The organism is Natrinema sp. CRL1 (assembly GCF_059162405.1).
Genome location: NZ_JBLVOY010000009.1, coordinates 1 through 12,744 on the forward strand (window position 1 = coordinate 1; position 12,744 = coordinate 12,744).

Annotated in this window: 12 protein-coding genes; 2 read left to right on the forward strand and 10 right to left on the reverse strand. The window is 64.9% G+C overall.

Translation table 11 applies throughout. The annotated features are described in order from the left end of the window. The 4 genes from ACJYUO_RS20440 to ACJYUO_RS20455 form a co-directional block, all read right to left on the reverse strand. The coding region (locus ACJYUO_RS20440) for a hypothetical protein (protein ID WP_494347170.1) at window positions 1-253 on the reverse strand (253 nt) is incomplete at its 3' end. Window positions 254-504: 251 nt separating this feature from the next. Further along, window positions 505-2,505, reverse strand: coding sequence for a bacterio-opsin activator domain-containing protein (locus ACJYUO_RS20445; protein WP_494347171.1), 2,001 nt, complete (start codon window positions 2,503-2,505; stop codon window positions 505-507). A 147-nt stretch (window positions 2,506-2,652) separates the two neighbouring features. Continuing rightward, a complete protein-coding gene (locus ACJYUO_RS20450; protein WP_494347172.1) occupies window positions 2,653-2,904 on the reverse strand; it encodes an MTH865 family protein in 252 nt (83 codons plus the stop codon). 94 nt (window positions 2,905-2,998) lie between these two features. Further along, on the reverse strand, window positions 2,999-3,736 hold the full coding sequence (locus ACJYUO_RS20455; protein WP_494347173.1) for a hypothetical protein: 738 nt from the start codon (window positions 3,734-3,736) through the stop codon (window positions 2,999-3,001). Between the two features lie 175 nt (window positions 3,737-3,911). Here ACJYUO_RS20455 and ACJYUO_RS20460 point away from each other — a divergent pair, with 175 nt between their 5' ends. Next, window positions 3,912-4,301 carry a ribbon-helix-helix domain-containing protein gene (locus ACJYUO_RS20460; protein ID WP_494347174.1) on the forward strand — a complete coding sequence of 130 codons (390 nt, stop codon included), beginning with the start codon at window positions 3,912-3,914 and terminating at the stop codon, window positions 4,299-4,301. Window positions 4,302-4,342: 41 nt separating this feature from the next. On the opposite strand, the gene ACJYUO_RS20465 is transcribed toward ACJYUO_RS20460, so the two are convergent. The 5 genes from ACJYUO_RS20465 to ACJYUO_RS20485 form a co-directional block, all read right to left on the reverse strand. Beyond that, window positions 4,343-5,956 (reverse strand): cobyric acid synthase, encoded by a 1,614-nt coding sequence (locus ACJYUO_RS20465; RefSeq protein WP_494347175.1) that lies wholly within the window; start codon window positions 5,954-5,956, stop codon window positions 4,343-4,345. A 405-nt stretch (window positions 5,957-6,361) separates the two neighbouring features. After that, window positions 6,362-7,837, reverse strand: a complete 1,476-nt coding sequence (locus tag ACJYUO_RS20470; RefSeq protein WP_494347176.1) for a hypothetical protein — start codon at window positions 7,835-7,837, stop codon at window positions 6,362-6,364. After that, window positions 7,834-8,589, reverse strand: a complete 756-nt coding sequence (locus ACJYUO_RS20475) for an ABC transporter ATP-binding protein (RefSeq protein WP_494347177.1) — start codon at window positions 8,587-8,589, stop codon at window positions 7,834-7,836. The genes ACJYUO_RS20470 and ACJYUO_RS20475 overlap by 4 nt, the downstream gene beginning before the upstream one ends. A 95-nt stretch (window positions 8,590-8,684) precedes the next feature. Beyond that, the gene (locus ACJYUO_RS20480; RefSeq protein ID WP_494347178.1) at window positions 8,685-9,965 is read right to left on the reverse strand and encodes an RNA-guided endonuclease InsQ/TnpB family protein; all 1,281 of its coding nucleotides are present in this window, start codon (window positions 9,963-9,965) and stop codon (window positions 8,685-8,687) included. Window positions 9,966-10,287: 322 nt separating this feature from the next. Continuing rightward, window positions 10,288-10,977, reverse strand: coding sequence for a cob(I)yrinic acid a,c-diamide adenosyltransferase (locus tag ACJYUO_RS20485; RefSeq protein WP_494347231.1), 690 nt, complete (start codon window positions 10,975-10,977; stop codon window positions 10,288-10,290). 127 nt (window positions 10,978-11,104) lie between these two features. Here ACJYUO_RS20485 and ACJYUO_RS20490 point away from each other — a divergent pair, with 127 nt between their 5' ends. Then, a complete protein-coding gene (locus tag ACJYUO_RS20490; protein ID WP_494347179.1) occupies window positions 11,105-11,464 on the forward strand; it encodes a helix-turn-helix domain-containing protein in 360 nt (119 codons plus the stop codon). 36 nt (window positions 11,465-11,500) lie between these two features. Here the strand turns inward: ACJYUO_RS20490 and ACJYUO_RS20495 are convergent, their stop codons facing one another. Continuing rightward, window positions 11,501-12,721 (reverse strand): FAD-dependent oxidoreductase, encoded by a 1,221-nt coding sequence (locus ACJYUO_RS20495; RefSeq protein WP_494347180.1) that lies wholly within the window; start codon window positions 12,719-12,721, stop codon window positions 11,501-11,503. Window positions 12,722-12,744: the final 23 nt, after the last annotated feature.

A 12,744-nucleotide genomic window follows, 5' to 3' on the forward strand; every position in this document is an offset into this window, starting at 1 on the left:
GCGCTCGAGGGTCGACGACTCGAGCGCGATCGCCGGCGACGCGAATCTCGAGACCGGTCGGCAACTCGGCCGGTTCGATCGGCGAAAGCGAGAGCAACGCCTCGGCTTCGGTTTCGACCAGCCACCGGTCCGGCGCTCGCTGTCGCATACAGAGTGCCCACGCACCGGTCCGCAGCCGCCGCCTGACCTGCCAGTCGGTGTAGTACCGGTTGTTCGAACCCTCAAAGAGGGTCCCGAACGGTAGCGCTACCACGGCAATCTCGCCCCCGTGCCTCTCCGCGATCCGCGGCCGAACTGCGTCCCCCGTACGGTCGTCATTCCTACCCCGATCGATCGGCCCTCGTCCGCATCGCTACTGGGGTTCATATGGACTACCTTTACAAAAACGTGAGAGTCAGGACGGACTGAATGTGATCTCGGCAGGGAACGACGAGTCCCGCGAGGCCCGTGAGCCGCGGGCTCAATTGGTACAGTTGCCGGCGGCAGATCGCCGCTGGCCGCTTCCTAACTGTGTCCGCCACCCTCGAAGAACTCGCCGAGAATCGCCTTGAGCCCCTTCCGAAGGTGCTGGTGCATCGTCGGCGGCGAGATGTCCATCGCCTCGGCGATCTCCTCGCCGGTGCTCTCGCGGGGCCACTCGAAGAAGCCGCCGTAGTAGGCGAGTCGCAGCGTCGTCAGCTGGCGGTCGGTAAGGCGATCCAGGATGCGACTGCGGCGTTGGGCCGCCGTCCGAACCGGTCGGTCGACTTCTCGCCGGGCGACGAGTTCGGTGTGCTCGTAGATGCGGGTCAGCGCCTCGGCGATCTCCCGAACGTCGGCGTCCTGTGAGACCTCGACCAGACAGGTCCCGACACCGTCCTCGACCGAGACATCTCGGATCGTCGCGCCGTGTTTCGTCAGCGTTCGGACGCCCGACTCCGACAGCCGCATCTCGATCGTACAGCTCTCCTCGCCGTCGTGAATGAGCCGACACTCCTCGACTGAGTCGTCACCGCTCGCCGCTTCGAGGACCGTCTCGCCGTCGAGCCCGTCGATCGTGACGTACTGGAAGGTCCGTCCGTTCGCCGTGGTGCCCGCCCACTCGAGCGAGCAGGGACAGCCGTACTCCTCGGAGAGATCGAACGCGAACGTGTCACCGCCGTCGATCCGGAACTCGAGTTCGACGACGGTGTCGGCAAACAGCAGTTGGCGGTTCTTGACGGCCATGATCGTAAAACCGATCGTCTCGCCGAGCAGCCTGAACCCGGCCCGTTCGCGTTCGCTGAACGCGTCGTCCCGACTCGCGAGGACGGTGAGAACGCCGTAGGTCGCGTCCTCGTGGGTGATCGGAACGGCGATAGCGGACCGAACGTCGTCCTCGCGGGCGGCCTCCTGTAGCGGCTCCGGGATCGTCTCTGCCTCGAGAATCCGGTTGGTCGTCTGGATCTCGTCGGTTCGGATCGCCCGCGCGACCGGTCGCTCGTCTCCGCCGTCGAGATCGCGGACGCGGTCGAGGTAGGTCTCGGCCTCGCCGGCTCCGGTCCGGACGGACAGTTGGCCGTCGCCGGTCCGTTCTGCGATCCACGAGCCACAGTACAGCTCCGAGTCGACGAGCTGGTCGCAGACCTCGTCTTCGATCGCGTCACGGGCCGGCGCTTCGACCAGCGTCTCGATCACCTGCCGGACGACCGCGTTGATCCGGTTGAGCGTCTCGAGTTGGTCCTGTCGCGAGCGGAGTTGCCGTTCGCGCCGGACCCGTTCGGTGATGTCTCGCGCGAGCCAGACGACGGCTCGCTGCCCTCGAATTCGCTGGTCGATCGGGACGACCCGTCCCTCGAACCGACGGCGGCCCTCGGTCGTCTTCACGTCGTACTCGATCGATTGGACGTCGTCGGTCCTGATCGCCCGATCGAGACAGTCCTGGAGCTTCGCGGCGACCTGATCGGGGAACGCAGCCTCGAGTCGGGTTCCCGGAAGCTCGTCGACGGTCATCGAGTAGAGGTCGGCCGAGTCGGGTCTGACCTTCGCCTCGAGATACGTGCCGTCCTCGCCGATGACGAAGGCTTCGTCGGGCAGTTCGTTGGCGAGGATGCGGTGGTATCGGCCGTCGTCGTCGTCCGACGGCGGCTGTGGCCGCGATCGAATCGTCGAGACGATCCGATCGATCGGGTCCTCGTCGCGTTCGGTCGGGACGTACTCCGTCGCATCGGCCCTGAGCGCGACCGTCGCGAGCCGTTCGCTGCCCTCCCGTGGCGCGACGATCGTCGGAACGTCCGGACACATCGCGTGGATGCGCTGGAGGATCGTCCGTATCTCGCCGGGACAGTCGAGTTCGAGGACGATGGCGCGTGGGGCCGACACCGCTTCGTCGGCGGCCGATCCGAGAACATCCTCGAGGTCGCCCGAGGCGGGGACTGTTCGAACGTCGTGTTCGGTCGCCGTCTCGAGGCGCGGGCGGAGATAGCTCTCTCCCGCTCGCGTATCCATCACGACCACGATCGATCCCGATCGGTCTGTCCCAGTCATCCGTTACCCTCTATTCGCGCAGTTGCGACCGTCTTCGTCCGTCACCGCACTCCGTTCTATCAAGACGGATACGGAATAAAAGCCTGCTGGTCGTTTGTCACCCACCAGCAGGATGCGGCCGAGCGCCGTTGTCGGAACGCGGTCGGGTTATAACTCGCCTCGCTCTCGCAGCTGTGCGAGCAGGTCGTCGACGAGCGATTCGACGTTATCGTAGGGAAAATCGCCGCCGGAGGTCTTGGAATTCAGTTCCATCGCGGTCATCGAGAAGTCGCCGGATTCGAACTTCGTCCCGGGACCGTTCGGCAGTGCCGGAACGAGGTCCATCGGCCCCGAGACCGGATAGTCGGCGTCCTTGAAGGCGTCGATCAACTGCTCGCGGAGTTCGGCTTCGTCTGCCATTACGGACCGCGATTCGAGGGCAGAAACAATAAATTTGCAGGTGGTTTCGAGCGGCGTCGCGCGCCGACGGCAACGACTCGAGGGCCGCGGCCGATCAGAGGCGGCGCATGAACTCGGGGAGGATCCCCCGCTCGCTCGAGTCGGCGGCCGCGGCCGGTTCGCCGGCGGGAGGGTCGGTCCCGCTGCCGTCGCGAGCCTCGGCGAACGGGTCGGGATCCGACCCGTCAGCACTCGCAGTGGCCGCTGTCCCGGTGTCGCTTTCAGTCGGCGTTGCGGCGTCGGTATTAGCCCCCGCCGCCGCGCTGTCGCTCGTTCCCGTCCCTGCTTCCGCTTCGGCGGCGGCTTCGACGGCGGACTCGAACGCCGCCTCGGATTCGGGGCCGAAGTAGTAAGGATCACTCGGGGACAGGTACTCCCGGAGCTGAATGTTTCCGTAGCCCGCCAGCGCGAGTGCGGGGACGAACAGCGGTTCGATTCCGAACAGCGTCGGCCCCGCGGTCAGAATCACGAGGAAGACCGACAGCGGCGAGTAGACGAGAAACGCGACGAGCCGAAAGGCGTTCCCGACGTAGGCGTCGACGACGTAGGCGTACACGCCGTACGCGCCGACGAGCAGGCCGATATCGGCGTAGAGCCCGACCAGAAGCCCGACCTCGCCGGCGACGAAGCCGTGAATGTGGACCGCGATCGCGCCCGTCAGTACCGTCGTTCGGTTGACGTAGGTCTCGTCGAGCGCCATCCCGAATACCAGCACCGCAAGCTGGACCAGCGGTGCCGCGATCCACCACGGGAGGGAGCTGAGGAGAACGCCGGGATACACGTCGATCCACACGTCCGAGTGAACCCAGTCCGATCCCTTTAACGTTCGTTCCGTTTCGAGACTCGATACGGAGCCGCCGACTTGCTCGAGACTGCGGGCACTGTGCTATGTCCCATAACATATCCGAACCGACACATACGTTGAACAGTAGAAACAATAATTAGTCAGCAGCGAGCAGTGTCCGGATATGGCGAAAGATACCGTCAGGTACCCCGACGACGTGGTCGAAGAGATCGACGCGCTCGTCGAAGACGGTATGTTCGAGAGCAAATCCGAGTTCTATCGATTCTCCGCGGAGTACGTCCTCGCCCTGATCGACTCCGATCACGAGGTAAAGACGTTCAATTTCGACGAGATCAAGTCGGAACTCGACATCAGCGACGAGGACCACGCCAAAGCGCTCGGGGCCGACGGTGGCACGTTCTTCCTCGACGCCGTGATCAACGTCCGAAAACACGGACTGCGCGGCAACTACGAGGCCGCCGAACGGTTCATCGATACGCACTACGAGGAGACCGATCAGGAGTGTATCATCCTCGAGGAACTGCTCGGTACCTATCGCGGCGACTCGGCGTAATCAGGCGGCCGCCGTAGCCGCCCTCTACGCTGCAGATCGACTCACTCCCGTTTTCTATCTCCCGCTCCGAACGGCTCGCCGAGCGCCGCCAAATCGACGTGTTCGCGAACGAGCCGCGCCGCGCGGTCGGACGGCGTCGATCCGGTTTCGTCCGCCGCCATCGACGGTGACGCCGCCGAACCCTCACCGGCCGGCCGGTCGACGCCCGCCTGCTTCCCAACGGCGTCGAGAAACGCCGTCCGGACCGATTCGTTGTCGAACAGGCCGTGCAAGTACGTCCCGAGTACCTCCCCGCGGGCCGCACTCGAGTCGCCGAGCGGCCGTCTCACGTCCTCGAGCGCCCGCGTTCGGCCGGCGTGGATCTCGTAGCCCGACGCGGAGCCGTCGGCTCCCGAGAGCAACGGCGAGGCCGTCCCGTCGACGGGGACCGTCGTCTGCTCGAGGCGCTTGTCGCCCGCGAAGCGAGTTTCGACCGGGAGCAGGCCCAGCCCCTCGACGACATCGTCCTCACCCGTTCCCTCGAGCGCGGCGTTGGTGATCCGTTCGCCGAGCAGCTGGTACCCGCCGCAGACGCCGACGATCGGGCCGTCGAAGCCCGCGAGCGCGTCGGCGAACCCGGCTTCGTGTAGCGCCAGTAAGTCGTCGACCGTGTTTTTCGTTCCGGGGATCACGACCGCGTCGGCGTCGACGCCAGCGAGCGGGTCGCTCCGCCCCTCGCCGTCGACCGGCACGTAGACCACCGAGACGCCGGGTTCGGCTGCCAGCGCCTCGAGGTCGGTCGCGTTCGAGATTCGGGGGAGGCGAGGCACGGCGATCCGAACCCGTCGCTCGTCCGGGACTCCGTCGTCGCCGCCGACGACGCCCCGTTCCTCGCTTCCCGGGAGGCCGACGCTGTCTTCCTCCGGGAGTCCGGGATCGTCGTAGGGAAGGACCCCCAGAATCGGCACGCCGGTCTTCGATTCGATCTCCTCGATACCGGGCTCGAGCAGCGACGGGTCTCCGCGGAATTTCGTGATGAGCGCGCCGACGATGCGGTCGCGGATCGCCTCGGGCACGAGTTCGATGGTGCCATAGAGGCTGGCGAAGGCCCCGCCGCGTTCGATGTCGACCAACAGGAGGATGTCGGCGTCCGCGAACGCAGCTGTCTCGACGTTCGCCAAGTCCCGATCGTGGAGGTTGATCTCGCCGATACTACCCGCGCCCTCGGCGATGATCACGTCGTTGTCGGCCGCCAGCCTGCGGTAGGACGCTTCGGCGGCCACGCGCGCTCGCTCCCAGTACTCATCGTAGTAGGTGCCGGCGGGGACGTGGTCGTGGGCCTCGCCCTGAAGCACTAACTGGCTCTCTCCGTCGCCGCGGGGCTTGAGGAGCACGGGATTGCAGTCGGTGGTCGGGGTGGTCCGGGCCGCTCGAGCCTGGACGAACTGGGAGACGCCGATTTCACCCCATCGGGCGTCGGCGCTCGCTCCGGTCCCGTCGTCGGCTCCCTCGCCGTCGTCCGGTCGAACGACGACGCGGGCGTTGTTGCTCATGTTCTGGCCCTTGAACGGGGCGACATCGACGCCGCGGTCGGCCAGCAGTCGACAGAGACCGGCGGCGACCGTCGACTTGCCGACGTGGCTCGCAGTTCCGGCGACGAGAAGGGTTCTGGTCATCCGCGTTGGGCGGTACTTGAGTAGCAGAGAGTATCGTCCTATCGGTTCGTGTTCATACCGCACTTGTTATCCCAGAGAACTGGTACGAACGTTATCCACTGAAATATCTTGATCACATGCGGAATCACGAAGCGCGCTATCTTCAGTCACCAGTGTAAGATCATTCCGCTCTGCAGTAGCAAGATAAGCCGCGTCATAGAACGTGAGTCCGTTTGCTTGAGCGACATCCATTGTTCGAGGGAGGTTTTCGTTAATCACGGTACTCAGTCTCATTAAAAGGTTTTCTCCAAAGTTACTAGGATGGAAGGAGAGCAAAGAGATCCGTGTGAGTAGGTCTATCCCGCTCTCGCCTCCTTCACGACTATTCAGTCTCCTTGGGCCCCGATTCCAGTCGTTTGCGAACGACTATTCTGCCCGATATCGTGCGTCCCAGCGCGGCCCGGCCCGACTCGAGAGGACGATCCCGACGACGCCCAAGCCGATCCCGGCGACGCCGAGGATGGCGGCGAGCTCGAGCGACGGCGGGACGACGACGAAGCCGGCGACCAGCGTCGGCACGAGCGCGACGGCGACGCCGAGGGTAAAGGTTGCAAAGCGGACGGCGTCGAAGAGGAACTCGTTGGGATCGAAGCCGGCGATGTAGACGGTCAGTCCGTAGTAGTACAGCGCGTAGCCGGCCAGTAACACCGCTCCGACGACGGCGTCAAGCAGCGTCGCGTCGAACCAGAGCACGGCCGCCAGATAGGGCACGGCGACCGTCGGCGCGCCGACCAGCACGAACGCGATCCGCTTCGCTCGGAAGACGTCCTCGATCGAGACCGGGTAGGTGAGGTAGGCCTCGAGCGAGTCGAACTGGGTGAGCCAGTTGTACGTGGTAAAGGCCGAGAGGCCGAGAACGCCGCCGAAGAAGATCCCGGGTGCGGGCGCGATGCCGGTGATCGAGTCGACGACGCCGACGAGCGCGGCCACGAGCGCAAGCAGGATACCGGCTGAGACGAACGGTTTCCAGACGCCGCCCGACGAGCGCGCGAGATCGAGCAGCGACTTCGTGACGAGCGCCGCGTTATCGGTGGGGAGGGCCTCGCTGAGCCCGGCAAAGCGGTCGGTCGCGGTCCGCGAGGGGCGGCCGTAGGTCGGATCGTACAGCAAGAGCGATCCCGCGGCGACGACGAGGGTGACGGCGGTCAGCCCGCCGGCGGTGACCGGTGAGCCGTCGATCGGGACGAGCACGGTCCGGAGCGTGCCGAGCCCGCCAGTTGCCCAGCTGCCGACGATGGCGGCCGCGATCGTCAGTCCGATCACCCACGGCGGCACACCGCGGGTACGGACGGCGATCAGCGCGACGGTCGTCGCCATTCCGACCGCGAAGACGAGACACAGCGAGAGCCAGAACAGTCCGACCGAAAGCGGCGTCATCGCCGAGAGGCCGTTGACGGCCACGCTTCCCAGCGCCATCGGCAACACGAACGCGACGCCGTAAAACAGCGCGTCCTTCAGGAGGAACGCGCCCAGTAGCCGCCGGCGCGAGAGCGGCAGCGTCGTCGACGACGAGAGCAGCAGCGACAACCGGCCGAACACGTTCTCGAGCATGTCCGAGCCGGCAAAGCCCGCGGTGCCGCTGTAGAGCCCGAAGCCGGCGGCGAGGACGTGCAAGCCGACGATGACGGTCCCCGGCGCGGTGCCGGTTTCGACGAGCGCCACGGTCCCGCTTACGGCCAGTACGGCGATGACCAACGGGAACAGCGCGAACCGCCAGCCGCCGAACAACTGCGTGTGGAGCCGCCACTCCTCGCGGAAGAGCACCGCAAGCAGTCGCCGGGTCGAGAGACCGGCACCCGTTCGGTCCGACCCGGCCGGCTCGGTGGTCGCGGGCTCAGTCATGCATCTAATTGCTCGAGCGTCGGAGTGTCTCGCGCGTCCTCGCCCTCGACGCGGTCGAGGAACACCTCGAGCAGCGACTCGTCGCCGTCGTCGTCGGTGAGCGACCGTTCGGTGACGAGTTGCCCGTCGGCGACGATGCCGACGCGGGTACAGATCTCCTCGGCGACGTCGATGTTGTGCGTCGAGACGAAGACGGCGTTGTCGCCAACTGCGTAGGAGACGAGGAACTGCTTGACCTGTTCCTGGACGAGCGGGTCGAGGTTCGCCAGCGGCTCGTCGATGAAGACCACGTCGGGCTCGTGGACGAACGCCTGCGCGATCATCACCTTCTGTTGCTGGCCCCGAGAGAGGTCGGTGTGTAACGTATCGAGTTTACTTTCGAACCCGAGACGGTCAGCCCACATCGCGGTCCGGTCGGCGACCCGCTCCGGCTCGAGGTCGCGCACGTCGCCGACGAACTCGAGGTACTCGCGGGGCGTGAGAAAGCTCGGCGGCGACCCCTGTTCCGGCAGAATACCGACGTTCCGACGCGTTTCGATCGGCTCCGCGACCGGGTCCGTCTCGAGGACTGAGACGTCGCCCGAGTCCGGCTGAATCTGGCCGGTCAACACTCGGATCGTGGTCGTTTTCCCGGCTCCGTTCGGGCCGAGAAAGCCGTACAGTTCCCCTCGCTCGACGGCGAATTCCATGCCGTCGACGGCGGTGACGGAGCCGTAGGACTTCCGCAGCCCGTCTACGTGAATCGCACCCATTGAACAGCGATTCGTTCTCAGTATTTGATCATAACTGTGTTGATGACATCCACCCCGCGGTAAACGGCGGGGCTTCCTCGCGCTGGAAGTCTCGACTATGCCGAGTCCACGGAGGCAACTTGCGGGTTCGTGTGCTCCTCGTTGGGACGATGAGCGTGTGATGACGCTGACCATGAATGGTCGTCCCACTTGAGGCACACGGGCCGTGCCATCGGCCGTGCTACCGTTTCGTATCGTCTCAGGAACGTCTCCGACGCGGTCAGGTCCGCATGGCCTTCGAAGCCACAGTGACAGGTCAGGGTGTTCTGATGCCGCGTCGTGTCCTCGATCGAACCGCAGTTCGGACAGGTCTGTGAGGTCCACGCTTCCGTTCGCACTTCGATGGCGATGCCGTACTCCTCGGCGGTACACGCCAATCGGTCGATGAACGCGCGGAACGCCCAGAAGTTGTGCAGTTTGGCGTTCGTCCGAACTGACCAGTGAGTCTCGAGCACGTCGGTGAGGTCGCCGACGTACACTGTCGAGACGCCATGGTCGTACAGCCGTTCGATTAGGTCGCGTGCAAGCGCGTCCTGTGCGTGGTCGCGCCGTCGCGTCCGGCGTCGGTACAGTGAGTCGATTTGTTTCGAACTGTACCGGCCATCCTCAAGCTTCGATTGTAGTTCGGCTATCTGTTGTGTGGTCTCGCGGAACCCTTCGAACAGGTCGCGGCCTTCGTACAGGTACTGCTCGCCGGTCGAAACCGTACAGGCGACGAGATTGTTCACGCCGATGTCCAGAGCGGCGGTTTCGTCCGCCAGTGGTCGTGCCAGTCGAGAATTGTCGATAGTGACTGGCTGAAAGGCCCTGAACCTCTCGCCCACGTTGTCGTAATACAGTTCCAACCGGCCCTGTTTGTCGTACTCTTTCCAGTTCGGCTCGCCCCGAACCTCGAGTCGGAGTCGTTCTTGATATCCAAGACCGTACTCCTGTTTTAGGTCTTGACCGACAAGAATTTCGAGTCGAGAGTATTCTCCCCACTCGACCGAGTACGACGTGTTTCGGATGTACGTCCGCAGTTCGCGGCCCTCGTCTTGGTTGCCCCAGAAGCCAGGCTTGCCGTTGGCTTCGCCCTTCTCTCGGAGCGCAAAGAATGAGCGCCACGCTTCGCGGTTCTTGCGTTCGATCTGTTGAACCGTCGAAGCGCCGAGAGTTCCACCGTACCGACCGCGATACTCATCGATTTTCCAAACGTCGCCATCCGGGTCTTCGAAGTTGGTTCGGCGCTGGTAATTGATCTCGTTCCAGAGAGCAGCTGAAGCGTCCAAGTGCCGTCGAAGCAACTCCTCGTCCGCATCGGACTGAGGCACGACTTCGAACTCATTGGTGCGCTTCATCGCCACCTACTGTTACAGTCGTATCATACATAATTTTATCTATAATCAAATGTGTTATGAGTGCGAATATCCACATCGAGGTGCCGGATAATGAACAGCACGAGCGGTTGAAATGTATAAAACAAATCGGACTGACATGGTGTCGGATGTTAATTCACGCCCCAGACGACCTAGAGACTTTAGATGGGGAGTAACCCGGTAGTTTGTGTAGCCGAGTGGCAAGCATCACGCTCGCCGTGAACGGCGGCGGACTCTCTCGCTATTTCAGGTAGATAAATAGTGACAGCGCGGTTGCCGCACGTGACGGAGCGCAGCGAACCGGTCAGAACTCGGTTCCACGTCGCGCCCGCTGGCCGTCGTCAATCGGGTGTTTGACCTTGCGAACGTTCGTGATCAGGTCGGCATGATCCTCGAGATACGCGGGTTCCGTATGACTTCCCGACAGCACTAACTCGAGGCCGTCCGGCTTCGCGTCGACGAGATCGAGCACATCCTGTTCCGAGAGCAGACCGCGATCCGCGGCGTAGAGCACTTCGTCCAGAATCAGCATGTGCATCCCCGCCTCCGGCGGCGCGTCGAGGTCGATCGGCGCGTCGAGATCGGCGTCGTTCGCCGCCTCGAGCAACTCGCGAGCGCGCTCGAGGCCCGCTTGGGCCTCGGCTTCGTGGTCGGCCTCATCGCTGCCGTCTGCCATCCCGTGCCAGCCGTAGTGGCCGAGGTTCTCGTAGCTGATCCCCGGCAGCGCGGCCATCGCGTTGTACTCGCCGCGGACGGCGTCGACGCTCGAGGCCCCGCCTTTCATGAACTGGAGCATGTGGACCCGATAGCCGTGGCCCGCGGCGCGCATCCCCATGCCGAGAGCGGCCGTCGTCTTTCCTTTCCCGTCTCCCCACCAGACCTGGACGAGGCCGAACTCCTCGGGGGCGGCGGGTTCGATTCGCTCGGCCTCGGGCGTTCGGCCCTGTCCCGGCGTGTTCTCGACCGCGGATTCGGGCGTCGGATCGTCGCTCATACGGAGTCGGTCGGCCCCGTTGCACATGTAGTTGCTCCATCCCATTCCGCTCCCGATCGGGTCGTCCATCCAGTGACACACCCAACCAAACGTGTCTTTAGGCCTCGCTCCTAACGTGGCTGCACCCATGTCCCTCGAGTTCTCCTCGTCCGACGGCTCCCCAGAGTTCGAGCGCGTGATCGCCGCACTCGACGACGGTGCCTGCCGGGAAATCATCGCGGTGCTCGAGGACCCGATGACCGTCGAGGACATCGCCGAGGCGGCGGACCGTCCGCTCTCGACGACCTACCGGAAACTCGACTGTCTGACCGAGGCCGGGCTGGTCGAGGAAGCCGTCGGCGTCCGCGAGGGCCGCCATCAGAAGGCCCGGTACGTCGCCAATCTCGAGCGGATCTCGATCGGCCTCGACGACGCAAACGAGTTGCGCGTCGAGATCGATCACTCGACGGAACACGACTTCTGGTCGGAACTCAGCTGCGAGTTTTGATCGCGCTCTCGCTCGGCTCGAGGGCCGATGCTACCGTTATTTTCCGACAATATCCGCGTCGGTCGGTCCCTGTCCGTCGAACTGCCGGACGAACTCGTCGAGTCGGGCCGGCTCCGACGCGCCCGGGAGCTGTCTGTCGGCGGTGACACAATCGGCGTCGACGCCGAGTCGATCGCAGACGAGATCCGTCGCGGCCTCGGCCATCCGCCGGTAGGTCGTCAGCTTCCCGCCGACGATGCTACAGCAGTTCTCGAGGCCTTCGTCGGCGTGATCGAGCAGGTGAAACCCGCGTGAGATCCCGCGGCCGCCGCGGGCGGCCTCGTCGGGTTCGTACAGCGGGCGAACGCCCCACCATGTCCGGACGCGCTCGGCGTCGGCCACCGGCGGGAGCATCGCCGCACACTCCGTGACCGTCTCCTCGATCTCCCAGTCGGCCCGTTCGTAGTCGTCGGGGTCGCCGACCGGAATGCTCGTCGTCCCGAGGACGACTTCGCCGCCGTGCGGGACGATGATGTCGCCGTCGTCGGGGTCGCGACACCGGTTGCATACCGGCTCGAGGCCGTCGTATTCGACCGAGACCATGACGCCGCGGGTCGGGCGCATCTCGACGGACACGCCCGCCATGTCGGCGATCCGCTCCGCGTAGGGGCCGGTCGCGTTCACGACGTAGCTCGGGTGTATCGTCTCGTCGGCATCGCCGCCGAGTGCGACCGCCGTGACCTGCCCGTTCTCGCGCTGAATCGACTCGACCGGCGCATGGGGGCGAACGTCCGCCCCGTGATCTCGAGCGTCGGCCGCGTTCGCGGCGACCAGCCGCGACGGGAGGACCACGCCGTCGGGGACCCACATCGCGCGCTCGACATCCGTAGAGAGGTCCGGAACCGCCTCGCGGGCGGCATCGCCGTCGATGACTTCGGTCGGGATCCCAACGTCTTCACAGGCCTCGCGCTTCGCGTCGAAGTAGGCCGGATCGTCCGCAGCGAGTTGCACGAAGAGTCCCTCGGTCTCCCGAACGCACTCGCCCGCGATCCGGCGCAGGATTCGATTCTCCGCGAGGCACTCTCGCGCCTCCGGACCGTCGGCCTCGGCGTAGCGCGCGCCGCTGTGGAGCAACCCGTGCGAGCGGCCCGAGGTTCCCGACGCGAGTCCGTCCCGCTCGACGAGTGTAACATCGACACCCCTGAGCGCGAGGTCTCTGGCAATTCCCGTCCCAGTTGCGCCGCCGCCGATCACGAGAACGTCCGTGTCACTGTCCATACTCGAGCGAGGACCCCCAGACG